The 24,194-nt window shown below is 61.7% G+C and carries 23 protein-coding genes and 1 tRNA gene; 14 read left to right on the top strand and 10 right to left on the bottom strand.

Annotation, left to right across the window (positions count from 1 at the left end; all coding sequences use genetic code 11):
* Positions 1–2: 2 nt before the first annotated feature.
* The 4 genes from HGQ17_RS04360 to HGQ17_RS04345 all read right to left on the bottom strand — a co-directional run bounded on the left by HGQ17_RS04360 (position 3) and on the right by HGQ17_RS04345 (position 3,449).
* Positions 3–1,259 (bottom strand): NAD(P)/FAD-dependent oxidoreductase, encoded by a 1,257-nt coding sequence (locus HGQ17_RS04360; protein WP_168886731.1) that lies wholly within the window; start codon positions 1,257–1,259, stop codon positions 3–5.
* A 3-nt stretch (positions 1,260–1,262) separates the two neighbouring features.
* Positions 1,263–1,589, bottom strand: coding sequence for a 2Fe-2S iron-sulfur cluster-binding protein (locus HGQ17_RS04355; protein WP_168886730.1), 327 nt, complete (start codon positions 1,587–1,589; stop codon positions 1,263–1,265).
* Positions 1,590–1,620: 31 nt separating this feature from the next.
* Positions 1,621–2,853, bottom strand: a complete 1,233-nt coding sequence (locus HGQ17_RS04350) for a cytochrome P450 (RefSeq protein ID WP_168886729.1) — start codon at positions 2,851–2,853, stop codon at positions 1,621–1,623.
* Positions 2,854–2,933: 80 nt separating this feature from the next.
* Positions 2,934–3,449 (bottom strand): gamma carbonic anhydrase family protein, encoded by a 516-nt coding sequence (locus tag HGQ17_RS04345; RefSeq protein WP_168886728.1) that lies wholly within the window; start codon positions 3,447–3,449, stop codon positions 2,934–2,936.
* A 185-nt stretch (positions 3,450–3,634) separates the two neighbouring features.
* Here HGQ17_RS04345 and HGQ17_RS04340 point away from each other — a divergent pair, with 185 nt between their 5' ends.
* A complete protein-coding gene (locus HGQ17_RS04340; RefSeq protein ID WP_168886727.1) occupies positions 3,635–4,360 on the top strand; it encodes an SDR family NAD(P)-dependent oxidoreductase in 726 nt (241 codons plus the stop codon).
* Between the two features lie 15 nt (positions 4,361–4,375).
* Complete coding sequence (locus HGQ17_RS04335) at positions 4,376–5,263, top strand: NAD(P)-dependent oxidoreductase (protein ID WP_168886726.1); 888 nt, start codon at positions 4,376–4,378, stop codon at positions 5,261–5,263.
* Here the strand turns inward: HGQ17_RS04335 and HGQ17_RS04330 are convergent.
* On the bottom strand, positions 5,257–6,168 hold the full coding sequence (locus HGQ17_RS04330; RefSeq protein WP_168886725.1) for an NAD(P)-dependent oxidoreductase: 912 nt from the start codon (positions 6,166–6,168) through the stop codon (positions 5,257–5,259). The genes HGQ17_RS04335 and HGQ17_RS04330 overlap by 7 nt on opposite strands.
* A gap of 186 nt (positions 6,169–6,354) precedes the next feature.
* Between HGQ17_RS04330 and HGQ17_RS04325 the strand changes: the two genes are divergently transcribed.
* From HGQ17_RS04325 to HGQ17_RS04300, 6 genes are read left to right on the top strand one after another with little or no spacing between them, the layout of a single operon-like run.
* The gene (locus HGQ17_RS04325) at positions 6,355–8,067 is read left to right on the top strand and encodes a dihydroxy-acid dehydratase (protein WP_168886724.1); all 1,713 of its coding nucleotides are present in this window, start codon (positions 6,355–6,357) and stop codon (positions 8,065–8,067) included.
* 6 nt (positions 8,068–8,073) lie between these two features.
* Positions 8,074–8,847: an amino acid ABC transporter ATP-binding protein gene (locus tag HGQ17_RS04320; protein ID WP_168886723.1), complete on the top strand. Its 774-nt coding sequence runs from the start codon at positions 8,074–8,076 to the stop codon at positions 8,845–8,847.
* Positions 8,847–9,494: an amino acid ABC transporter permease gene (locus HGQ17_RS04315; RefSeq protein WP_168886722.1), complete on the top strand. Its 648-nt coding sequence runs from the start codon at positions 8,847–8,849 to the stop codon at positions 9,492–9,494. Before HGQ17_RS04320 ends, HGQ17_RS04315 begins: the two co-directional genes overlap by 1 nt.
* Positions 9,494–10,228 (top strand): amino acid ABC transporter permease, encoded by a 735-nt coding sequence (locus HGQ17_RS04310; protein ID WP_168886721.1) that lies wholly within the window; start codon positions 9,494–9,496, stop codon positions 10,226–10,228. Before HGQ17_RS04315 ends, HGQ17_RS04310 begins: the two co-directional genes overlap by 1 nt.
* Positions 10,229–10,257: 29 nt before the next feature.
* Positions 10,258–11,142, top strand: coding sequence for a substrate-binding periplasmic protein (locus HGQ17_RS04305; RefSeq protein ID WP_168886720.1), 885 nt, complete (start codon positions 10,258–10,260; stop codon positions 11,140–11,142).
* 5 nt (positions 11,143–11,147) lie between these two features.
* Positions 11,148–11,837, top strand: a complete 690-nt coding sequence (locus HGQ17_RS04300) for a GntR family transcriptional regulator (RefSeq protein ID WP_168886719.1) — start codon at positions 11,148–11,150, stop codon at positions 11,835–11,837.
* A 72-nt stretch (positions 11,838–11,909) separates the two neighbouring features.
* Here the strand turns inward: HGQ17_RS04300 and HGQ17_RS04295 are convergent, their stop codons facing one another.
* The 3 genes from HGQ17_RS04295 to hxlB form a co-directional block, all read right to left on the bottom strand.
* Entirely contained in the window at positions 11,910–13,280 is a 1,371-nt protein-coding gene (locus HGQ17_RS04295; protein ID WP_168886718.1) for an MFS transporter, read from the bottom strand.
* A 201-nt stretch (positions 13,281–13,481) separates the two neighbouring features.
* Complete coding sequence (gene hxlA / locus HGQ17_RS04290; protein ID WP_168886717.1) at positions 13,482–14,105, bottom strand: 3-hexulose-6-phosphate synthase; 624 nt, start codon at positions 14,103–14,105, stop codon at positions 13,482–13,484.
* 57 nt (positions 14,106–14,162) lie between these two features.
* Positions 14,163–14,708 (bottom strand): 6-phospho-3-hexuloisomerase, encoded by a 546-nt coding sequence (gene hxlB, locus HGQ17_RS04285; protein WP_211090413.1) that lies wholly within the window; start codon positions 14,706–14,708, stop codon positions 14,163–14,165.
* 144 nt (positions 14,709–14,852) lie between these two features.
* Between hxlB and HGQ17_RS04280 the strand changes: the two genes are divergently transcribed.
* Both HGQ17_RS04280 and HGQ17_RS04275 read left to right on the top strand, forming a co-directional pair.
* The gene (locus tag HGQ17_RS04280; RefSeq protein WP_168886715.1) at positions 14,853–15,677 is read left to right on the top strand and encodes a LuxR C-terminal-related transcriptional regulator; all 825 of its coding nucleotides are present in this window, start codon (positions 14,853–14,855) and stop codon (positions 15,675–15,677) included.
* A 13-nt stretch (positions 15,678–15,690) separates the two neighbouring features.
* Positions 15,691–17,085 (top strand): FAD-binding oxidoreductase, encoded by a 1,395-nt coding sequence (locus tag HGQ17_RS04275; protein ID WP_168886714.1) that lies wholly within the window; start codon positions 15,691–15,693, stop codon positions 17,083–17,085.
* Here HGQ17_RS04275 and HGQ17_RS04270 read toward each other — a convergent pair.
* Positions 17,060–18,823: an FAD/NAD(P)-binding protein gene (locus HGQ17_RS04270; protein WP_324615183.1), complete on the bottom strand. Its 1,764-nt coding sequence runs from the start codon at positions 18,821–18,823 to the stop codon at positions 17,060–17,062. The two genes, HGQ17_RS04275 and HGQ17_RS04270, sit on opposite strands and share 26 nt — an antisense overlap.
* 151 nt (positions 18,824–18,974) lie before the next feature.
* On the opposite strand from HGQ17_RS04270, the gene HGQ17_RS04265 reads away from it, so the two are divergent.
* From HGQ17_RS04265 to HGQ17_RS04255, 3 genes are all read left to right on the top strand, one after another.
* A tRNA-Ser gene (locus tag HGQ17_RS04265) sits at positions 18,975–19,066 on the top strand.
* Positions 19,067–19,482: 416 nt separating this feature from the next.
* Positions 19,483–19,809, top strand: coding sequence for a hypothetical protein (locus HGQ17_RS04260; protein WP_168886712.1), 327 nt, complete (start codon positions 19,483–19,485; stop codon positions 19,807–19,809).
* Positions 19,810–20,022: 213 nt separating this feature from the next.
* Positions 20,023–21,363 (top strand): HNH endonuclease signature motif containing protein, encoded by a 1,341-nt coding sequence (locus tag HGQ17_RS04255; RefSeq protein ID WP_168886711.1) that lies wholly within the window; start codon positions 20,023–20,025, stop codon positions 21,361–21,363.
* 26 nt (positions 21,364–21,389) lie between these two features.
* Here the strand turns inward: HGQ17_RS04255 and HGQ17_RS04250 are convergent, their stop codons facing one another.
* The gene (locus HGQ17_RS04250; protein ID WP_168886710.1) at positions 21,390–21,869 is read right to left on the bottom strand and encodes an NUDIX domain-containing protein; all 480 of its coding nucleotides are present in this window, start codon (positions 21,867–21,869) and stop codon (positions 21,390–21,392) included.
* Between the two features lie 95 nt (positions 21,870–21,964).
* Between HGQ17_RS04250 and HGQ17_RS15480 the strand changes: the two genes are divergently transcribed.
* Complete coding sequence (locus HGQ17_RS15480; RefSeq protein ID WP_168886709.1) at positions 21,965–24,187, top strand: DNA polymerase III subunit gamma and tau; 2,223 nt, start codon at positions 21,965–21,967, stop codon at positions 24,185–24,187.
* Positions 24,188–24,194 lie beyond the last annotated feature (7 nt).

Raw genomic sequence — 24,194 nt, 5'->3', positions numbered from 1 at the left:
TCTTATCTTATGGATTTCGCGAGTTTGCGGAGGTCGGTCTCTGGGTCGCTGAGCTCTTCTCGGCTCAGCGATGAGGTATCGCCGACCAGGAGTTTGCGAGCGGCCATATGGTCCTTGGGCGCATTGATCGACTCCACAGCAGCCAGTGCCCCATCGCGGAAGCACAGGACGGAGAACTTGCCTGTCTCGGGGTCACCGCGCAGTACAGCCTCATCACCGGGGGCTGAGATACCGGCGATCTGAATGCGCACACCCCCCTGGTTGGACCAGAACCACGGCAGTTCCCGGTAGCCGGCGTCGTCGTCGTTTCCTTGGACCAGCAAGGCACCGAGGTAACGTGCCTGATCAGTGGCGTTCTGCACGGACTCCAGACGCGTGGGTCCACCGGTGAAGTGATTGGGGAAGGTCGTGCAGTCCCCGACAGCGTAAATATGGGGATCTGAGGTGCACAGCTGGGTATCGACGGCGATGCCATTGGAGATCTTCAGGCCGGCATTCTCTGCCAGCTCAGTATTGGGAACGACGCCGACGCCGATGAGCACCAGATCCGCTGGATACTGTTCTCCGGAGCTTCCCACCGCGGTGGTGACCTTGCCGTGCTGCCCCTGAAGGCTGGCGATCCCCTCCCCCAGTTTGAGGTTGATGCCGGTTTCGGTATGAGCTGCGGCCACATAATGGCTGGCGCTGGAGGTCAGTGCCCGTGCCATGGGCCGGTCGGCGAATTCCAGAACGGTGACCTCTTTGCCGAGCTTATTCGCGCAAGCGGCGACTTCGAGACCGATGAATCCGGCACCAACGATGACCACCCGCCAGGCTTCACTCAGGGCAGTGTGCAGGTTCTCGGCGTCGTCGAGGGTTCTGAGCCCATGGACCCCTTGAAGGTCCGCACCCTCGATGGGCAGGTCTCGGTTCCGGGCGCCGGTGGCCAAGACCAGGCGGTTATAGCTCAGCCTGCCGCCGTCGGAGAGTTTCAGCTCTTTGGCCTGCGGGTCGAGGTCGGTGACCTCCACACCAAGCAGGGCTTGGGTCTCGGCCTGGTCGAAGAAACCCTCCGGGCGCAGGGGCAGGGGGACGATGCTCGAACTGCCGGCCAGCTCCTTGGACAGTGGGGGCCTCTGGTAGGGCGTATGGGGTTCATCACCGACTACGGTGATCGGGCCGGTGAAGCCATTCTGCCGCAGGGAGTCGACCATCTGCACCCCGGCCTGGCCGGTGCCGATGATCACCACATGCTCATGTGGCTGCAGGGGTTGGGTCATCGCTCAGACCTGGCTTTCGGGCACATCGACCTCGATCTCCTCGAGGTCCTCTCCGATGGTGATCTGACAGCCCAGGCGGGAGCGGCGCTCATCGAACGGCGAGGCAACCTCTTCGAGCATCTCCTCCTCATCCTCGGACTTCTCCGGCAACTGGTCTAGGTAGTCCTCGCGGACGTAGACATGACAGGTGGCACACATGGCCTGGCCGCCGCATTCGCCCACGATGCCGGGGACGCCATTGCGCAGGGCGGTCTGCATGAGGGGGGCCGGTTCATCGAGTTCGATGGTCTGCTGGGAGCCCTGGGGCTGGTGGTAGGTGATGCGAGGCATCGGTTCTCCTTGGTTCTGCGAAAAGTAGGGATCAGTTGCACTGCCAGGTGACCGGCACGCTGAGCATGCCGCGGAAGACCCATCCACCAGCGCGGGGCTCGCGTTCGGGGTCCCGTGCCAATCCTGGCAGCTGGGCATCGATCTGGGGCAGCCCGACTCTGGCAACCTGAGCTCGGGCCACCCAGGCTCCGGCGCAGTAGTGGGTGCCTGCCCCGAAGCCCAGATGAGGCTTCTGCTCCCGGTTGATATCGAATTCCTCGGGATTCTCGAACTGGGCGGGGTCTCGGTTGGCAGCTCCGACGTTGACCCCGAGTTTTGCCCCAGCGGGCAGGCGGATCCCCTCAAGCACGGTCTCCTTGGTGGTCTGGCGAGAGTACATGCCGATCGGTGCCACCCAGCGCACGGATTCGTCGAAGGCTCGCTCCCAGCCTTTGGCGCCGGTCTGGCGGACCTGGGCTAGTTGGTCCGGTCGCTCCAGCAGCGCCCAAAGTGTGGTGCCCATGGCATCGCGGGGTTCGTTGAACCCACCTCCGATAGTCATCTTGATATTGGCTCGCACGGAGTGGATGGGCATCCCGGCGCTGATCATATGGGCCAGCAGGGTGTTTTCGTCCAGGCTCGGGATGACCTCGTCGATGGCGTCGTCGACCTCATCGAAAGCCTTCTTGCCGAGGTCCCAGATTTCGGGGTCATCGGCGTAGTTTCCGGTGGCGTTGATCATGTCCTGACTCCATCGGCGGATGTCCTGCCAGGTGGCGTTTTTGAATCCGATGATCTCCCGGAGGTTCTCTGCGGCATAGGGTTCGGCGAAGCCAGTGTGGAAATCGGCGCGCAGAACCTTCTGCCCATCAACAGTGTCTGGCTCGGCCTCCGCGATGAAGTCCTTGAGGTAACGCTCGTAATTGCACTGGAAGACTTCGTTCCACACAGTTTTTATGGCCTTAGGCTTCAGGACGCTACCGAGGGCTTTGCGTTCCTCGGCGTGCTCGGGGTCATCCTTGCGCAGCATGGAATGTCCCATGGCACGGATCATCAGGGAGCCTTCCTCATTGGCGGTGAAGGTTTCCGGGTCGTGGTCGATGGTGTGGATGGCGCTGAACCCGACCACCAGATAGCGGCCGATGGCCGGGACCCAGTGCACCGGGGCCGTTTCACGCAGCCGGCGGTAGATGGGGAAAGGGTCGTTGTAGAGGTCTGAGATGACGCCGTCGTCAGCTACTGGTGCCTCTACTGTGGGTTCCGCTTCGAGGGTTTCAGCATTCATACCCTCAGTATGATCCTGGTCACAAGCTCGGGTAAAGCGCCTATATTCGTCAAACTTCCTCGATTCAGTCGAAGAAGTGGCTATTCGGCGTCGATATGGGCCTCTTTGAGCTCGAGGTAGACCTCGGCGTTGCGCTGCAGGCCGGCGACTTCCTCCTCGGTGAGCTCCCGGCGCACTTTGGCCGGCACTCCGGCCACCAGCGAGCGCGGCGGAATTTCGGTGCCTTCGAGAACCAGCGCACCTGCTGCCACGAGACTCTCCTCCCCCACGGTGGCGCCGTTCATCACGGTCGCCGACATTCCGATCAGACAGTTATCGCCAATGCTGGCACCATGCACCACGGCTGAATGGCCGACCGAGACGCCTTTGCCCAGAGTGCAGGGGATCCCTGCGTCGGCATGGAGAACAGCGTTGTCCTGGAGGTTAGTTCCTTCGCCGACGGTGATGGTGTCGGAGTCACCGCGGACGGAGGCTCCATAGAAGACCGAGGCGTCGTCGTGGATGATCACATCACCGGTGACCGCTGCAGTGGGGGCCAGAAAGACCCGCTCCCCCACTTTCGGCGTCTTCCCTTTGACAGTGAGCACATGTGCCATGAGTTTCCTCCTTGGTTGGCCTTCGACATTCACATCCTAGGCGGAGCCCATCTCCCCATCCGGAAGTGTCACACATCGCTTCACTAGGTGATTGAGGTCACTTCACCTGTTATACAGTTCCTGAAGATACTGCGACTAGACCGCAATCAGGGAACTGCCCCGCGGAGAGAAGAGGCCTGTTCATCATGTCGGGAGACCCCGTAGCCATCATCACCGGAGCCACTGGTGGCATCGGGCAAGAGCTCTCCCGCACGTTGAGCGCACGGGGATACCGCTTGGTTCTGCATGGCTACCAGACCACTGAAATCGGACGGGCCCTAGCAGCTGAACTGGGCAACAGCGTCTATGTGGACTCCGATATTTCCGACCCACAGGGCGCAACTGAGATTGCCGAGCAGGCTGTTGAGAACTTCGGCCGCATCGATGTGGTGATCAATAACGCGGGCCTTGGCATTCCCCGGGATCACCGCGACCTGCAGGCCCTGGAGCCTGAATTCTTCAATCAGATACTCGGGGTGAATCTCGCGGGCCCCTGGCATCTGATCCGCGCCAGTGCCACCGAGCTCAAAAAGGCACGGGGCGCTGTAATCAACATGAGCTCCGTCGCGGCGACAACTGTCAGCGGCAGCTCCATTCCCTACGCCGTCAGTAAAGCGGGCCTAGAGCATCTAACCCGCATGCTGGCTGTGGCCATGGGACCAGAGGTCAGAGTCAATGCGGTGGCCCCCGGCCTTGTCGAAACTGAGCGCACCAAGGATTGGCACGAGATTCGTGCGGCCGTACAGGAGACCACCCCCCTGCGCCGATCGGGCACCCCCAGCGATGTCACCCAGGCCTGCCTCAACTTGTTGGAACACGACTTCATCACAGGGGCGATACTGCCCGTCGACGGCGGACAGCGACTGGTTTAGGAACAGGAGATGACGATGACAACTGTAGGGTTTATCGGCCTTGGCGCCATGGGCGCTCCCATGGCCCGACGAGCGTTGAAGGCTGGTTACCGACTGAAAGTCTGGAACCGCACACCGGCTCGCTCCGCCCCACTGGTGGAGGCAGGGGCCGAAGAGGCCGCTTCCCCGACGGAGCTGGCAGCCTCCTGCGATATTGTGCTCAGTTGCCTGCTCAACACCGAAGTTATTCGGAAGATGTACAGCGGCGAAGAGGGGCTCCTCGCTGCAGCGGCCGAGGGGACCATTCTGATTGAGCATGGCACCTTTGATCCTGAAGCTGCCGAAGAACTGGCCGCCGAGGCAGAGACCCACGGAGTGCATTTCGTAGATGCCCCGATCAGCGGGGGTGCAGTTGCTGCCGAATCCGGATCACTGGTCGTTATGGCTGGTGGACCCTCGGAGGCCGAGAGCGCTCTGCGTGAAGTTGCCGCAACCTATGCCTCAACTGTGGAATGGCTTGGCTCAGCCGGCAGCGGGTTGAGACTGAAATTGATCAACCAGATGCTGGTGAGTACTCATGTGGCAGTCGCTGCTGAGGCTGCCCAACTGATCCAGGCCCTCGGCATAGATCACGCTGCTGCCACTCGAGCCCTATCCAATGGCTGGGCCCAGAGCACCATGTTGGAACGTTGCCTGCCCATCGCCTTCACTGAGGATCTCAGCCAGGATTCTAATGCGCCCATCGGTGGTCTGAAAGAGGCGCAGAGGCTATTGATTCGTAGCTCAGATGCCACAGGCGTGAAGTTGGACGTCTTCAGGCAGGCTGCTGCCCAATTCACCGAGGCCCGCGATCGCGGCTGGAGTCCCCGGGACCTCGCGGCACTGGCCACCCTGAGCGACCAGTGGGCGAGGGGGACTCAGTAACCGGCTTCAGCGTCGACGACGCCAATAAGCTCCTCTACGGCGATGACACGGCGGAGGTTCTCGGACACCCGCTGGGCAAACAGGGGCTGGATCATTTCCAGGGTGTCAGCTGCATGTGGCGTGATGAGGGCTCGAGGCTCCTCCCACAGGGGATGGCCATCCGGCAGCGGCTCGGGGTCTGTGACATCCAGAGCTGCGCCAGCCAGCTGCTCTCGCTGGAGGGCATTGACCAGAGCCTCGGTGTCCACCAATCCACCGCGGCCGATGTTGACCAGGATTGCCTCATCGGGCAGGGCCTCAAGGGCAGCGGCATCGACCATATGGTGGGTATGCGGAGTCAGGGCAGCGGCCAAGACGAGGACATCCGTCTTGGGCAGGTGATCCCGCATCTCATCGAGGCTGATCGTGGCATCGGCGCTCGGCACCGGTTTCGGCAGTCGGCGCACCATCGTGACATGGGTGTCGAAACACTGCATAAGTCGAGCAGTCTCCAGCCCCACTCCACCTGCTCCGACCACCATGACGCGCAGCCCGTGCAGGGAAGTGCCAGTGGCAGGGGCCCAGCTGCGGGCACGCACACGGGTGGGCAGCTCCCGCAACAGCGCCAGGGTCAGAGCCAATGCATGCTCGGCAACCGGTGCGGCATAGGCCCCTTTAGCGCTTGTCCATGCCAGGTCGGGACGAGCGCGGAGCGAATCGTTGAACCTCTCAATACCAGCACTGGGCAACTGGGCCCATCGGATCGCCGGGTTCGAAGTCAGCACCTCCAACAGTTCCGCAGGGCTTCCCCCAACGCTGACCACCACGCCCTGGGCCCTGCTCGAGTCGGCAGTGATACTCCCACCTGCTGCAGCAATCCCCTGTTCCAGCTGGGGGTAGACACTGCCAATGACATAGACGTCCATATTTATCCTCTGACTCCTCAATCGAGTGTGATCCAGATCACCAAGATCATGTTAGTGTGGCTTACATCACTTCCATGCTTAGACTAGCGGCTCTCCTGATATATCACTCGAATACCTTTCGAGTACGCAATGAGATATTCAGCCTGAGCCCCCGGTCACAGCAACCGCATCACACTGAGGGGTTATATGTCGCAACGCGACGTCAGCAGTGCCGGAGGTCGGCTCTTCACCGCAGAAGGGCAGGATGGGCTGCTGCACCGGGCATTCCTCCGTGGCGGAGGATTCAGCTATGACGATGTCCGCCGCACTCCCGTTATCGGCATCGCCAACAGCACCTCGGATCTGAACCCCTGCAATAAGGGACTCTCCGACCTCATTGACCATGTCAAACGAGGCGTCCGGGACGCCGGTGGTCTCGCTCTTGAGTTCCCCACGATCTCGATCTCAGAGCCCTACACCCGGCCCACCTCCATGTATCTGCGGAACTTGATGTCCATGGATATTGAGGAAGCAGTGACCACCGCGCCCATTGATGGCGTGGTCTTAATGGGCGGCTGCGATAAGACAGTGCCGGCCCAGATCATGGGAGCGGTGAGCGCTAATAAGCCCTCCCTGATGGTTACAGCTGGCCCCAGGCCAGTCTCCTGCCACCGAGGACAGGAGCCCTTCACCGTTGACGATGCCTGGGACTTCTTCGACCGCCACCGGGCAGGCGAGGTAGATGACCAGGAATGGGAGGAATTCGAAGGGAACCTCAACACGGGGGTCGGCACTTGCAATGTCATGGGCACGGCCAGCTCCATGGCTGCCGTGGCTGAGGTTCTCGGCTTCGCCCTCCCTGGCAGTGCCTTAGCGGAGGCCGCGGCGCAGAAACGTCGCGATATCGCCTACCGAACCGGCTTTGAAGCCGTCCACGCTGTTCAGCGCAACCAGTCTCCCCAGGCGCTGATTTCCATGGCCTCGCTGGAGAACGCCTTCCGAACCGTCACGGCCCTGGGCGGCTCGACCAATACCGTGATCCATCTAGAGGCAATTGCCGGCCGGGCGGGCCTACAGATCGGGGTCGAGAATTTCCGTCGCTGGTCCGCGCAGACTCCGCATCTGGCTAATGTGCGCCCGGGTGGGGTGTGCACACTCCCAGAGTTGGATGCGGCCGGAGGGGTGGCCGCTGTGCTGCACCGTATCCAAGACCTCCTTCACTTGGAAACACTCACTGCCCAGGGCGGGACCTTAGGCGATGTACTTGCTGAGACACTTCCTGCTGCGAATCCGGCTATTGCCGAACGCGACCACCCTCTGAGCCCCCGGGGGCCGTTGGTCATGCTGCAGGGAAACCTGGCTCCCGGAGGCGCAGTTCTCAAGACTGCTGGAGTCGGCGATCCTACGCTGTTCAAACACCGCGGAAAAGCTGTGGTCTTCAACGGCTTGGAAGACCTCAATGCCCGCATTGATGACCCAGATCTCGAGGTGACCCCGGACAGCATCCTCGTGCTGCGGGGCCTCGGACCTGTAGGCGCCCCGGGTATGCCTGAGGTGGGGCATATTCCGATTCCCACCAAATTGCATAAACAGGGCGTCAGGGACATGGTCCGCATCTCTGATGCCCGGATGAGCGGCACCTCCACTGGAGCAGTGGTCCTCCACACCTCCCCCGAGGCTGCCGTCGGCGGCCCTTTGGCGTATCTGCGCGATGGCGATGAAATCACCCTCGACGCTGAGAACGGGCGCATTGACCACGGAGTCGACCCCGAGGAATTTGCCGCCCGCGCTCCCTACGCACCACCGCCGAAACCCATTCGGGGATTCGCGAAACTCCATGCCGAACATGTCCTGCAGGCCGAGCACGGCTGCGATTTCGATTTTCTCCGCCATGCCCTTCCAGTCGAAGACAGGAATTGATGTCCCATGACAGTCCCAACACATAGCGGTATCGCCCTCTCCGCTCGTGAGATCCACAAGAGCTTCGGCGGTAAGGAAGTTCTCAAAGGGATCAGTGCCGATGTGCATAAGGGCGAGCACATCGCCATCATCGGCCCCAGCGGCTCCGGGAAAAGCACATTCATTCGTTGCCTCAATCTCTTGGAGCTCCCCGACGCTGGAACCCTGGACCTACAGGGTGAGCGCGTTTTCGACGCCGACAGACGCACCTCCGCATCCTCTGTCAGGGCGCTGCGGCGCCGGGTGGGGATGGTCTTCCAGTCCTTCAACCTCTTCGCCACCCACACCGCGCTGGAGAATGTCGCCCTGGCCCAGAAACTCGTCCTCGGTCGCGACAAGAACGCCGCCAGGAAGCGCGCCGAGGAACAACTAGAGCGGGTCGGTCTGCAAGACCATATGCAGAAACATCCCAGTCAGCTCTCCGGCGGCCAGCAGCAACGGGTGGCCATTGCACGGTCCTTGGCGATGGACCCCGAAGTCATTCTCTTCGACGAACCCACCAGCGCCATCGACCCCGAAATGCGGGTGGAGGTGCTGAAGGTGATGAAGGAACTGGCTGAAGCGGGAATGACCATGCTGATGGTCACTCACGAGATTCAGTTCGCCCAGCAGGCGGCCGATCGAGTGATGTTCATCGCCGACGGTGAGGCCCTGGCCACCGGCACACCACAGGAGATGCTCGTTGATCCACCCCATGAGCGGATCCACCGCTTCGTCAAGGCAGTATCCGGGGTCGTCTGATGCTTGACTCAAGCTATGTCATCGAGGGGTTGATGATCACCCTGCAGATCTGGGTTGGGGCCTTTCTGCTCTCCGTCATCCTGGCCGTTCCGGTGGCCATCCTGCGGCGCTCAGACAACCTGCTGCTGCGCTTTATCGGAGGCATCTGGGCATGGATCGCCCGAGGGATTCCTCCTGTGGCCTGGCTGATCATCATCTATTTCGGCCTCTCCCTGGGGATCATCTCCGAGGTTCCGGTCTATGCAGCCATCGTCGGCCTGGGAGTCGTGAACTCCGCCTATATCGGAGACAGCATCCGCGCCGGCCTGGATGCAGTTCCCACCGGCCAGTGGGAAGGCGCCGCCTCCGTTGGCATGAACCTGCGTGACACTCTGTTCCGGGTGATCCTGCCTCAGGCATTACCTGTGATGCTAGCTTCCACCGCTGCCTACTCCATCACCCTGCTGAAGAACACCGCCATTGCCTCCATCATCGGGGCCAATGAAATGGTCTTCTACGCATATAACGCCTCACAGGTCGGCGTGAACCCCCTGGTGGCCTTCCTGACCATCGGCATCGTGTACCTTCTGTTCACTATTCCGGTGGGACTCTTTGCCCGCTGGCTGGACGCCCGAGTCATGCGCAGCACCACGGGGGTGGCCAGCTGATGGAGAACTACCTCGACCTCGCAGTGGACCTCCTGCCGGGACTGCGCACCAGTATCTACATGGCCCTAGCCTGTCTGGCGGTAGGCCTGCCCCTGGGCTTCCTGGCCGGTATGGCCTTGAACTCTCAACAGCGCTGGCTGCGCATCGTCGTCGTCATCTTTGTTGAGATCTTCCGCGGATTCCCCGCCCTGCTGACGCTTTACCTGGTCTATTTTGGCCTGACCAACTTCCTGGTCGTAGGCAGGTTCACCTCCGTGGTGATCGCCTTCGGACTGACCAGTGCTGCCTACGCTGCCGAGATTTTCAGGGCCGCAATCGCCTCTGTGCCCAAAGGCCAGCTGGAAGCGGCCCAGTCATTGGCATTCACCCGTGTACAGATCACCACCCGGGTGATCATTCCGCATGTGCTCAACGTGGTGGTCCCGCCGATTATCGGCATTGCCATCATCACCTTCCAGGGAACAGCCCTGGCCTATGCCATCGGCGCCAGGGAGCTGTTGGGCTCAGCCTATTCAATCGGCATGACCGATTTCCGAGTCCTGGAGCCCCTGATGGTCGCCGCGGCCCTCTACCTGGTGGTGACCTCGCTGCTGTCCTGGATGGAAATTCTGGCCGACCGGCGGGTTCAACGCATCACCGGCAAGGCCTCACGCCGCCGATCCGGCTCCGCCCGCAAACGCCTGAAGGGCAAGACCGATGACAAAACTTCCAAAAGCCCTGCACTCGCACGATAAGCACCAATCCTGATTCAAAGGAGAAAACAATGGATATCCGATCAAATTTCCGTAAGCGCGGAATCGCCACAATCGCCAGTCTTGGCGCTGCGGCACTGGTGATCACCAGCTGCGGTGGTGACAACGGCGCCGTCGAGGCCCCTGAGATCGACGAGGACTGCGAACCCCTCCACGAGTTCCCCACTCTTGAAGAGGGCGTCTTGGAAGTTGCGGCGATGAATGCCCCGCCGAAGTTCCACGCGCTCTCAGACAGCGGTCCCTTCGAGGGCATCGACGCGATCCTGATCACCGAGTTCGCGGCAGAGAACTGCCTGGAGGTGAACTTCAAACCCATGACCGGGGCTGCCGCCCAACTAGATCTCAGTGAAGGTAATTCGGATCTCTTCGGCGGCCTCATCCTCAAGACCGAGGAGCGCGGAGAGGTCTTCGGTCAGGCAGAGGGTTACATCATCTATGAGACAGTCGGCTTCACCTCCCATGTGGATGACTCTTTTGAATCAGTCGATGAGATGGAAGGCATCCGAGTGGGCACGCTCTCCGGCTCCACGTATGTGGAACCGCTGCGGGAGGCCTTCGGAGCAGACATGGTTGAGGAGTACCAGTCCGATACCAATGCCTTCGAAGATCTGCGAGCCGGCCGGATCGATGCCATCGGATGGCAGTCCATGCAGGGATTCAACTTCAGCGAACAGGACGAGGACTACGTCACCATAATTCCCGATGAAGACCCCGACCACCCCGAGCTGACGCAGCTCTTCGAGAACAACTGGCCCCACACCAAGGATGTTCCGGAACTCACTGAAGCCATTGATGACTACTATGAGCGCGCCCATGAGGATGGGACCATCGAAGAAGCTCTCGCCGAGAACGACATCGACGGCGAACTGGCTGACTTCTACCTGAATGGTCGGTGATCCCAGTGCCGGCTGAATCATCCGTGGACCCGCCCCACGGAGTCTCAGCTGAAGCGTTCTTACCGGTTTCGGCCACCCAACGCGTGCTGAGTCAGCTGCGACGGGAGGTCATCACCGCAGAACTGGAACCGGGTGGCGTTATCCGCGAGTCGGAGATCGCTGCCCGGTTCGGGGTGTCCAAGACCCCGGTCAGGGAGGCTCTGCAGACGCTGTTGATCGAAGATTTCGTCACGGTGTTTCCGCGCCGCGGTTATATGGTGCGACCGGTGGGGATCAACGATATTGGGCATATGATGGCGCTGCGCAGTTATATCGAACCCCAGCTGACCGGAATAGCCGCACTCGAGCGCAACCAACTGCTCATCGAAGATCTGGAGGCTGCCCTGCAACGTCAGCATGAGGCCACACATGATTTTCAGGAGCGCCTGGCCGGAGCCACTGAATTCCACTGGCTGATCGCCCGGGTCTCGAAGAACGACCGCGCTCTACGTCTGCTGCGCAACTACTTCGACGAGACCACGCGGTTGCACTATGTGTTCAAACCTGTCCGGGAGCATGTGGTCTCCCATGTCGAGTTGAATGCCCACCGGAAGATCCTCGATGCCATCATCGCCGGTGACCCTGACCGGGCCCGCCAGGGGATGCAGTCACATCTCAATGAGGCCAAAGAGACCCTGCTGCGTTCTTTCTACTGACAGAAATAACGACGGCGGCGGGAGCCTGCCTGCAAGAGGCGGCCCCCGCCGCCGTCGTTATTTCAGGCGCTTTTAGGCCATTTCTTTGACCTTGGGCTTCGAGAGCTCGGTGCGCTCAGAGTCGTCGTGCAGGTTGATGCCCTGCAGGTTCTTCGGAACCATCGACACGGCGATGAAGGAGATGATCGCCAGGCCGCCGATGTACACACCGATCAGCCAGGACTGACCCGTAGTGTCCAGGATGGCCTGGGCGATAGTTGCGGCGAAGGCACCACCGATGATCGAGCCCAGGGCGTAGCCGATGGAGACGCCGGAGAACCGGATGGAGACCGGGAACATCTCCGCGTACAGCGCCGACTGCGGACCATAGGAGGGACCCAGACCGATGGTGAGGATGAAGATCGCCAGGGCGAACAGCGGCAGCGAAGCTGTGTCGAGCATGAACCACATCGGCACTGCCCAGACGATGATGATCGCGTAACCGATCTGGAAGGTCCGCACACGTCCGATCCGGTCGGAGACCCAACCGCCGAACATGGTGAAGATGAACCAGCCGACACCGCCGATCAGCGAGGCGATCAGCGTCTCGGTGCGGGACATGCCCAGCTCCGCGGCACCGTAGGAGGCGAAGAAGGCGATCACGAGGTAACCGGCAGCGTTATTGGCCGCGAAGATCAGAGCTGCCAGGAAGGTGTACTTCTTATGCGTGGTGACCAGTTCCTTCAGCGGAGCCGAGGATTCCTTCTTCCGGTCCTTCATCTCGGTGAAGACCGGAGACTCCTCGACCTTCAGACGGATGAGGTAACCGACGACGATCAGCACGAAGGAGAACAGGAACGGCACACGCCAGCCCCACTCCAGGAACTGCTCCTCGGTGAGGATCGCGTTGAGACCGAACATGAACCCGGTGGCCAGCAGCATGCCCAGGGGCACACCGATCTGCGGGTACATACCGAACAGACCGCGCTTATGGCGGGGAGCATGCTCCACCGACAGCAGGGCAGCGCCGCCCCACTCACCACCAGCGGAGAGCCCCTGGAGGATGCGCAGGACGATCAGCAGGATCGGTGCGGCCAGGCCCCAGGTGGCGTAGGTGGGCAGCAGACCGATCAGCACTGTCGCACCACCCATACCCATCAGAGTGATGACTAGGACAAGTTTTCGGCCGAATTTATCGCCCAGGAAACCGGCAATGATCGCCCCGAGCGGACGGAACAGGAAGGAGATACCGATGGAGGCCCATGCCACGATCTGGGCCAGGGCAGCGTTCTCCTCCCCCAGGGGCTCGAAGTACAGCACTGCCAGGACGAACCCGGCAGCCTGGGCGTAGATGAAGAAGTCGTACCACTCGATAGTGGTTCCCACGAGGGTACCGGCGAGGACTTTCTTCTCCTCGCGGGTCAACTCATGGCCCTCTTTACTGAGGTAGGCCTGCTGGCTCATTGTGCCTCCATTGACACGTGGTATGGGATGCGAATCACAACTATGGGTGACTGGGCACACAAGAGTGTGTGACTCAGGCCACCGCATGAGGGACTGTAGCAGACTTACCGACCGATCGGTAGGTAACCCCATTCCGCAAGCACACAGGGGTTCTGGCCATGACCAGGGAGAAGCGCTTCGCTTCCGCGCCCCGGAGAGTTTTCAAGCGATGGCTTCACGCAACTTCTTGGCTGCGCTTCCAACATCGTTAGCGGAATAGATAAAGCCTCCGGCTACCGCAATCTGAGCCCCGGCATCCTTCACTGCACCAATTGAGGAATCCTTCACCCCACCCGCTACAGAGAACGGAACCTGGGCAGTTCTGCCCGCCTCCAGAAGGCCATCCAGGGAGTACCCCTCTTGAGCCTGCTCATCCAGACCGGCGTGCATCTCCACAAATTCTGCGCCGAGTTTCACCACCTCCCTTGCCCTAGCGGCCTTATCCCTCACACCGATGAGGTCGACCACAATCCCTTTGCTGTGAGCCCGGGCAGCTTGAACAGCACCAACGATGGTGGAGTCATCCGCGGTGCCCAGAATTGTCACTAAATCTGCACCTGCTTTGAATGCGATATCCGCCTCAAGCTCCCCAGCATCCATAGTTTTCATATCCGCAAAGACAGTTTTATCCGGATGAGCTTTCTTGACCGCGGTCACCGCGGAAAGCCCCGCACTTTTAATCAGCGGGGTACCGAGCTCAAGGATGTCTACATGCGGGGCAGCCTGACTTGCCCACTCCAGAGCCTGCTCGGTGGTCAAAGTGTCCATGGCAAATTGAATCTTCATTGTTGATGATTCCTTACGATCGATTCCTACTGGGGCTAGGGAAAACTCTGGGAAGTGTTACTCGATATTGGCGTGGCGAGGCCACAGCTCGTCGGCGCTGCGCCCGCTGCGCTGCCACAGGGCATGGAACAAGGCGTCCCCGGCAATCACCACGGCCTGCTCGAAGAGGCTGCCGGCATACTGGGCTGACGCAGCCCCAGAACGGTCCAGCTTCTCAGCCGCGGGGATCAGCACGGCGGCAGCAGCGAGCTCCCCCAAGGGAGAATGCTGCCGGGCTGTGAAACAGACGACAGTTGCCCCGGCACCCCGGGCTTGCTCCGCCGCACGGACCACACTCCCGGTCGTGCCGGAGCCAGAGGCGGTGAGGAGCACATCCCCTCCCCGAATGGCCGGTGTGGTGGTTTCCCCAACGACATAAGCCTCCTTTCCCAGGTGCATGAGCCGCATCGCTGTCATTTGGAGAGCTAAGCCCGAGCGCCCGGCGCCGAGCACGAAGATGCGTTCAGCACCGCCGATCATCTCGGCCATCTGCTCTAAAGCTTCTTGTTGGTCCTGACAGATAGTGGCCAGTGTTCGGGAGAGTTCGTCACGAATCTGGCTCAACGAGGAGTGGAAACTATGCTTTTCAATCACCCTTCGATCATCTTCCGCACAGTGATGCACGTCACTACCCGGAATGGGTAGGTGGGCTAGCCGTTCGTATAGGGCTATACCTTCGGGTAGTACTTTGCGGTTACTCTGACGACTATGACTCCCCCTGAGCCAGCTCCACAGGATGCGCGAATCCAGCTCTCAGCCCATGCTCGGGCGCTGTCCGAACAGTCAGACCGTTACGCGGTCACCCTGGAGTCCCTGCTTGCAACACTGCGCTCCAACCGTCTTGAGGACCGCGCGGCCCGGGAAACGGCCATTCACATTGCAGCTACCGCGTTAGTGCAACTGCGAACTGATTCCGATGAGCGCCGAGACGACCTCTTAGAGCCTGTGGTGGGGGCCTTCGCCCGGCTGAAGAACGACTTGAAACCCCTGGTGCGCTTTGGACAGCTCGAGGTTGAATTTGTCGAACCCCCCGAGAACGGCCGCGCACTGCCCGGTGATGTCGCCCAAGCTGCCCGCGCGATTGTGCGCAATGCAGTTCTCTCATTTACCAATACGGCTGAGGCTCAACGGGTACGGATTCATTGGGATTGCGATGGCCTCAATCTGCTGATCGGCATCCGCGACGACGGCAAGGGTGAGCTGCGCGCCCATGACGATACCCTCCGGCCGATTGCCGAACATGTATCCGCCTTAGGGGGAAAACTGGAGGTGGATTCCACCCCAGGATGGGGCACCGAACTGGGGATCACCATCCCGTTGGATCCACCCCCGACCCCTACGCCGCTGCATGAACTCACTAACCTCTCCGACCGCGAGAAGCAGGTACTCGACTGCCTAAGAGAGGGTCTGCGCAATGCCCAAATCGCCCAGCACCTCGACATCTCGGAACATACTGTGAAGTTCCATATCTCCAAGCTGCTGCGGAAAACGGGGACCACTAATCGTGCTCAACTGATCTCGCAGTTGCGGTGATAATTTGAAGTGGATGGCGACTTCTTCTGAAACCCCTGAAACCCGCGACGACGGCGTCGTACAAGCCCTGATCTCCGCCCTGGGAGACAAAGTTCTCACTGCGGCCGAGGACCTCGAGCCACTGTCCCATGACCGCTCCCACCACGGCTGGGAGCTGCCTCAGGCGGCGGTGAGGGCTACCAGCACCGAGGATGTCGCCACCGCGGTGCGCATCTGCCATGAGCATCAGACACCCGTGGTCCCCCGCGGCTCAGGCACGGGCCTGGAAGGCGGGGCCAACACCACCGCCGGGAGCATCTGCATCGATGTCTCCGGGATGCGCCAGGTGGTGGATATCGCCGCCGATGACATGTACGCCACTGCAGAGGCGGGGGTGCTGAAGTCCGAGCTCAACGCCGCAGTGGAGCCCCATGGTCTGCAGTTCGCCGCGGGGCCGGCCATCGATCCCAGCATCGGGGGTATGGCCTCAACTTCAGCCAGCGGCACCACCGCGGTCCGCTACGGGACATTGAAGGAGAACGTGCTGGCACTGACCGTGGTGCTGGCCGACGGCTCGGTGATCCGCACCGGTTCCACCACGAAGAAGACCTCAGCCGGCTATGACCTCACGCATCTTTTCGTGGGCTCCGAGGGAACCCTCGGGATCATCACCGAGGTCACTGTGAACCTGCACCCCCTTCCGGCCTGCACCGCAGTTGGTGTCTGGTCCCTACCCGACCTCGAAACCGCTGCCCAGCTGGTTGTTGCAGCCCTGCGCGCCTCACTGCCACTGACCCGCGTAGAACTTCTCGATGCGCCGACCATCCGCGCGCTGAAGGAGTACAACGGCTACACCGCCAAACCTGCCGACACCATCATCGTGGAGTTCACCGGTAACGAGGCGGAGACTCCGGTTCACTACGCGCAGTTCGCCCAGTTGGCGCGCAGTTTCAACGCTGAGGAGTTCAGCTCCACCACTGAACCGGAGGAAGTCCGGGGCACCTGGCAGGCCAGGGCGGACGTCCTGCCGGCCTCACAGCACCTGGTGCCGAATGCGAAGGTGCTGCCCACCGATGTCTGTGTGCCGATCTCGCGGCTGCCCGAGTGCATTCTGGAGACCAAGAAGGACCTCGAAACCACCGATCTCATCGCCCCCATCGCCGGCCACGTAGGTGATGGCAACTTCCACCTGGCCATCCTGCTGCCACCAGGTGATGAGCAGGCCTATGCCCAGGCCAAGCAGATCAATGAACGCCTGGTGGATCGCGCCCTGGCCATGGGCGGGACCTGCACCGGTGAGCACGGTGTGGGGGTCGGCAAAGTGGCTTCGATGGCCAAAGAGCACCGTTCAGCTGTCCCGGCGATGCTGGCGGTCAAGCAGGCCCTGGATCCGCTGGGGATCCTCAACCCCGGGAAGGTGCTCGGCTGAGAATATCGACGACGACGGCATCGGCATCTGCCAGGCTCCGCGCCGTCGTCGTGATCTGACCTCCGGCTTCAGCGGCGATGGCCGTTCCCCACTGGGCTGAGGAGAGCTGCAGTCCCAGCACGTAGATACCCTCGACGACGCTGTCCCTACTGGTCAGCAGACGGTGGGGGGAGTCAGTTACGGCGAAGCCCTTATGCACATGGCTCTCCCCGCCGGCTCGGAAAGTTGCTGGCCGGGCCGTTCCTGCCTCGAGGAGGCTGCGCACCAGTGGGGCGCTGGACTGGGTTATGCGATTCGGCGGCATCATGGCTTCGATCATGTACCGGGCGGTATAGCGGGCTCCGCTGACCGCCGAGGAGTCAGCGATGAAGAGCCCCTCGTCATGCTCAACACCGTAGACCGGGGACGGCCCCAGGAATTGGACGATCCCGGCCCGAGCGAGGGCGGCGAGCTCCTCGATGCGCTGCAGAGGCGGGCCACTGGTCAGTCCCTCCACGGTGGCTTCGAACCAGCCTTCAACGTCGCGCAGGAGGGATGTCTGGGTGATCCGGCGTTCGGTGACCAAGTGTTTGACCTTCAGCCGGGCGGCATGCAGGGCATTTACGGCCATCTTTTGGGGGTTCTGGGCCCCTTCTGCGGCAGTGGCCGCGTCCTCGGTTAGCCAGGTAGCCATGGCCTGCTGGTACTCCTGGGCGGAGCCGAAGAACTGGTGGTCGAAGGGCCTGGTGAATTCCTCCAGCTTGAACTCAGCCTGGGGGTCGCCGCCGATGCGCCGGTAGGTCTGCTGCATATCGGCCTCGATGAGCGGCCAGAGGTGGGCGGCGAAGTCCAACTGCTGATGTTCGCGGATGAGCTCCTCGATGACCTCATCGGTGAGTTGGGTGAGCTCGACACCTTCGGGCACGAAGCCCGGTGCCACCGTTTTCGCGCGGTAGGGGGTGCCTCGGCGGGATCCTGCGATGAGGATCGGCTCCTGGCCTGAGGGCTGGTAGTCCAACCGGTGGCCGGGATCCCCGGAGAGGTGTTGTTTGAAGCGCCCACCACGTCCGGCGGTGACCTCGATCATGAGGTCGAAGAAGTTCAGGCCCATGCCACGGACCAGGACGTTCTCACCGGCTTCGAACCGGTTGTAGTCCACATCTGTGGGGATGGCGGGCACCTGATAGTGCAGTCCGAGTTTCTGGGCCTGGCTGCTCAGCCGAGCGGCGGGGCCAGCAGGTTCTGCCGGGACATGCCCCAGGGCTAGAATGACGGCGTTGGCTTCGCGGGCCGGGCCTTGGGCCATGAGCAGGCCGTACCAGTTCTTCCCGGCGCTGATGGATGTGACTTCGTCAGGGATCTCTTCGACCGAGACCCCGTTGGCTCGCAGCCCGGAGACTGCTTCCTGATGGAGCCAGCGCAGATAGGCGCCGTAGTCAGCACGGCGGGGGAAGTCGCCGTCGTTATATGCGAGCCCCTGCTTTTTGGCCCACTGGAGAAAGCTCGTGGAGCAGGAGGATGGTGTGAGTTCCTCCTGGGTGGCACCGGCAGGTGCTGCTGTGGGGAAGCTTGCGGGGGTGTTCATGAGGTACCGCGGCGACTGCTCGGGATCCCAGATCTTGCCGGAGCCATGGCGCGCGGGGTCAATAACCAAGACTCGCAGTGGGGGAAGTTCTGACTGGGTACGAATTGCCTGCTGCTCCACATGGGCCAGGAGTCGTTCGAGAAAGGAAGTCCCCCTCGGACCCGCTCCAATCACTGCTATGACGTGCTCTTGATTACTCACCCCAGACACATTACCGGCCCGCCGAAGGTGATTCGCTTTGATCTGCGGGACTGTGACCGCTACCCTGGATAGGCGCGTTGCGGGCGGTTCCCGCCTGCAGGGTGCATCGGGTCTCTGATCCGATGGAGGCGTGCCGGAGCGGCCGAACGGACTTCACTGCTAATGAAGGATCCTCTTAACCGGGGATCGGGGGTTCAAATCCCCCCGCCTCCGCCAACAGGCCCCCACCTGACCTGGAGTTATTCCGGTCGAGTGGGGGCCTTTCTGTGCTCAGGCACCCCTAGGCTTCAGTGGTTATGGTCTATACATGGTTATTCGGGCGATTGTGTTGTGGATAGGACGGGCTTTGTTCCGGCGTTGGCGCCGCGGTCGCAGGGGCCGCCAACGGCGACGACGCCGACAACGAAGACACGGCCTCTGATGAGGAGGAGATCGAAGAAGCTGAAGACGCAGATGAGGAAGCCGAAGCAGCCGCTGCTGAGATCTCGGAAGATGATGTAGAGGAAGCTGACGAAGGAGATGCTTCCGGCGACGCCGGTACTCGCGATAATCCCCTGAGCCTGGGCGAGACCATCGTCGCCGAGGAATGGGAGCTCACCGTTAATGACGTTACTTTCGACGCCGATGATGCCGTGGCTGAGGCGAACGAGTTCAATGATGAGGCCGAAGAAGGCAACGCCTACATCCTGGTCAATGTCACAGCCACTTACACCGGAGAGGAATCCGAGATGCCTAGTCTCGGTACTGAGATCGCCTGGGTGACAGGCAGTGGTGAGACCATTCAGGCATTCGACAGCCTTGCAGTCGCTCCCGATGAGTTCGACGGACTCAATGAGCTCTACAACGGCGGCACCGAAGAGGGCAATATCGCCCTGGCTGTGCCGGAGGATTACGACGGTCTCGTACGGGTACGGCTGGGTATGTTCGATCGTGAAGAGGCATTCGTCTCCGCCGAATAGATTCCCACGACCCGACACTTTGCCTCGTCCGGAGTGCCCTGGCCCATTCTTGGGGCAGGGCACTCTTTGGTTTTCACTGCGAGTCCGAACCCTTGGAACATCGCCATGTCCGCACCCCTTCGTACAGTGGGTGTATGGAGATCAACAGCAGCCACTTAGACAGGTGCCACCTGGTATCTGGGCATGTCCGGTGCCAGGGGTAGCGTGGGTTTCATGAAGGATGAACAGCAGTTTCCTCGCCCGGAGATTCCGGAGCGTGCCTCTCACTTCATGTGTGAAGAGGGAATGGAAGCTGCCTGGGAATCCATCATTGATGCCAATCGCGCCACCGCCACCTCTATTGAGCATTTCCTCACCCATCGTGCGGCGCGGCAGAAAGCCGTCACTGGTGAGAGTCCCTTCATCCGAGCTGCTGATGCCCGGCAGGCCAACCGGCAGGCCGGAGTCCTGTTGGGGATGAGTGACCAGCAGGCCACCGCCGTACTCAATGACGCTGAATACGTGCGTGAGCACCTGCCGAAGTTCTGGAAAACCTTCCGCACCGGTGCCATCAACCTCACCACACTCCGCAAGGCCGCTGTAGAGACCAGCCCCATCATCCACCGCGAGGACCTGCTGGAGATCCTCGATGCCGAACTAGCCGAGATAGCTCCGGGGAAGACCCCATCCGAGTTGAAGAACTGGGTGATCCGCCGTATCCCCGAACTAGACGTGGAGCTGTTCAACGCAGCAGCCGAGGAAGCCAAGGAACACCGGTATGCCAGCTTCTACCACGGTGAAAACGGCATGAGCTTCTTGGAGCTCTACATCCCGACTGTTGAGGCTAAGGCGATCGAGAAGAAGGTCCACGCCGCAGCACGAGGAATGAACCGGGCACAACCAAAGGATTCCGACCAGCCGCTCATCGACGGATCTCATCCAGCCGCAGTGGGAGTGGACGAGAACACTCCGATCGACTTCGATGCCCGGCATCAGGACTACGACCCCGAGACCGCTGCTGCCGATGTGGATGATCGGACCATCCGTCAGCGGGAGGCAGACCTCCTCAGCGCCTGTCTGCGCGATGGCCATTGCTACAGCACACCCATCTCCGCCAAGATCTGCGTGATGGTCCCCGAAGAGACGCTGACCGGGGGATCAGACGAACCCGCCATCAGCTCCGACCGGGCCAGCGTCATCCCCGCCGCGGATATCCGGAAACTGGCTGCTGATCCCGAGGCGGAGCATGAGTGGTACACCGCTGGTACTCAAAAGAACAAGAAACAGGCAGACCGGGACATTCTCAGCGTGGTTTACAACGGCCGGTTCGCACCCGAACGACTACGGGATGCGATTATCTTCCGTGACGGGGTCTGCCAGGCACCAGGCTGCACCATCACAGCCGAACGCAGCGATCTCGATCATCAGATCCCCCACGAAAGAGCCGGACCCACCACCGGGGCCAACCTCTGGGCACTCTGTAGACGCCATCACCGACTCAAATCCCACGGATACCTACCCCCACCCAACGCCGACCTACCCTCAGACAGCCGCGCACACCGCAAAGCCGCCTGAGCAGATATCAGCCGGCACAGACGATCTCAGGACCAGCTGGTGAAACCGTAGGCCTCAATCGGTTTCAGTGTGCCCCTGAGCCATTGGTCCAGTACGTAGGACTCATGCGGAACGAGGGGCTGGGGTAGGGCCGCGGGTTCGGCCCAGATGAGGTCCACGGCCTTATCCGGCTCCTGGATCTGCGGTAGGCCCTGCCACTGTCTGACAGTAAAGAAGAAGTCCACGCGCTCATCGATGGCCTGTCCATTTCCGCGGGTGCGGTGCATAACGGTCAGGGGCTCGAGGTCCTCTTCGCTGATGACGACGCCTAACTCCTCCTGAGCCTCCCGGACTGCGGCTTGGCACACGGACTCATCCGCCTCGACATGTCCCGCGGCCCCGAAAGCCCAGTGCTCATCCATATACCCGGTTCCTCGCCGGAAGGTCAGCAGCACCCGGCCACTCTCATCAACCAGCAGCACATACGCTGCCGGAATAACCTGAAACCGATCTACCACCTGGCTCATCCTGTCAGCCTAATGGGGACGCCCTCCCTCGAGATCGTCTCCCCGTAAATCTTCTCGGTTCCGCCCGCGTCGGGTGACCGCGATAAGGTCTAAGGGTGAGCACCGCCCTGTACCGCCGCTACCGGCCAGATACCTTCGCCGATGTCATCGGCCAGGAGCATGTCACTACGCCGTTGATGACGGCTCTGAGCAAGGATGCCGTCTCACATGCTTACCTGTTCTCTGGGCCGCGCGGCTGCGGTAAGACCACCTCGGCACGGATCCTGGCCCGTTGCCTGAACTGCTCAGCCGGGCCGACCGGAACTCCCTGCGGCGAATGCGAATCCTGCCGGGATCTGGCCACCGGCGGCCCGGGCTCGCTGGATGTCATTGAGATCGACGCCGCCTCTCACGGTGGTGTCGACGACGCACGTGACCTGCGCGAACGGGCCACATTCGCTCCGGTACGGGACCGCTACAAGATCTTCATCATCGATGAGGCGCATATGGTCACCGCGGCCGGATTCAATGCGCTGCTGAAGATCGTCGAGGAGCCCCCGGCTCATATCAAGTTCATCTTCGCCACCACAGAGCCGGATAAGGTCATCGGCACCATCCGCTCGCGTACTCACCACTATCCCTTCCGGCTGGTTCCGCCTGAGCCCCTGTTGGACTACCTCGAGCGGCTATGCACTCAGGAGGGGGTCGCCACCGCTCCGGGTGTGCTGCAGCTGGTGCTGCGGGCTGGCGGCGGTTCGGTCCGAGACACTCTTTCGGTGCTGGATCAGCTGATTGCCGGTGCCGGCACCGAGGGCCTGGATTATGACCGGGCGGTCGCGCTGCTGGGCTTCACTCATGCCACCCTGCTGGATGAAGTCGTCGATGCGGTCTCCGCTCTCGACGGAGCCAAAGCCTTCCATGTGGTGGATCGGGTCGTGCAGTCCGGGCAGGATCCACGCCGGTTCGTTGAGGATCTCCTGGAACGACTGCGGGATCTCATCATTGTGAAGTCCACCCCCGAGAACCCGCAGGCAATCCTGCGCGGGGTCCCGGAGGACCAGATCCGGACCATGCAGAACCAGACTCAGCAGATTGGGTCTGCCGAGTTGTCCCGTGCTGCCGATATCACCGCCAATGCCCTGACTGAGATGGTCGGAGCCACCTCTCCCCGGCTGCACTTGGAACTGCTGATGGCTCGACTGCTGCTGCCTCATGCAGAACAGGGACAGGCCAGTCTCGCTGCCCGGCTGGAGCGGCTTGAGCGGCGCATGGACTTCACCGCAGGTGCAGGCAGCACTCCGGCTGATGAGGCACCCAGTGAGGTCACCTCCCAGCCGCCCGCACCGAAGCCTGCGGTCCAGCCTGCGCCGGAAAGCCAGCCCACACCCGAGCCTGATCCTGAGCCCGGTTGGGCAGCCCCCGGGGTCTCGGGACCTCCAGCGGCCAAACCGGAACCGGAGCCAGAGCCAACTCCCGAACCGGACCGGGCACCTCAGCAGCCGCAGCAACCCCAACAGCCTCATACTCAGCAACCCCAACCACCTCAGCCTGCGCCAGCAAAACCCGCGCCCTCGCAATCTCCCCCCGGCGGCGGGAACACCGCGCGTATGCAGCAGGCCTGGCCGGACATCGTCGAGGCGATGAAGACCCGCTCCCGCATGCTGTGGATGCTGGTCAAAGGCAATGTGCAGGTCTCCGGATTCGACGGACAGTCCCTTTCGCTGGCCTTCACCAATGAAGGTGCCCGCAATACCTTCACCAACCGTGGTGGGGAGCAGGCCCTCACCGAGGCCATCCAGGAGGTCGTCGGGATTCAGGTTCGGCTTGATCTCACTGGCCAGGGGCCGCCCCCAAAAGCTGAAGGCCGGGCTGAGCCTTCAGCTCCGGCCGAACCCCAGCAGCCGCAGCCTGAGCCTCCTCAAGAGTGGGGAAGCTGGGATTCTGAGCCCGAACCGGCCCCTGAGGAACCCACACCGGATTCTCCCTCGGAACCAGTGCGGAAGAAACCGCCGGAGAAACCAGTGGTGCCGGCCTTCGCCCGCCGTGGACCTGCTCAGCCTCCGGCTGCGCCGTCGTCGCCCTCCTCCCCCTCCCCCGCTGAGGCAGCGCGGGCAGCTATGCCCAGTTGGGATACCCCAGAGGAGCCCAATGAGGACTATGACGCCACACCTCCGCCGGATTGGGCGGAGCAGCCCCCGCCGGCTGATGAGATGGAGGACATTCCGAGCGACGACGACGCCGACCTCGAGCATTCAGGAGTCTTCGGCCGTCGCGCGATTGAGAAAATCCTCGATGGCGTGCTGATCGAAGAGCGGCGTCTGGACGATTCTGGGCCGTAAACTGGTC

This window comes from Nesterenkonia sedimenti, assembly GCF_012641515.1.
Classification (GTDB): domain Bacteria; phylum Actinomycetota; class Actinomycetes; order Actinomycetales; family Micrococcaceae; genus Nesterenkonia; species Nesterenkonia sedimenti.
The sequence above is the reverse complement of the archived record's forward strand: the minus strand, read 5'-3'. Positions and strand labels throughout refer to the sequence as shown.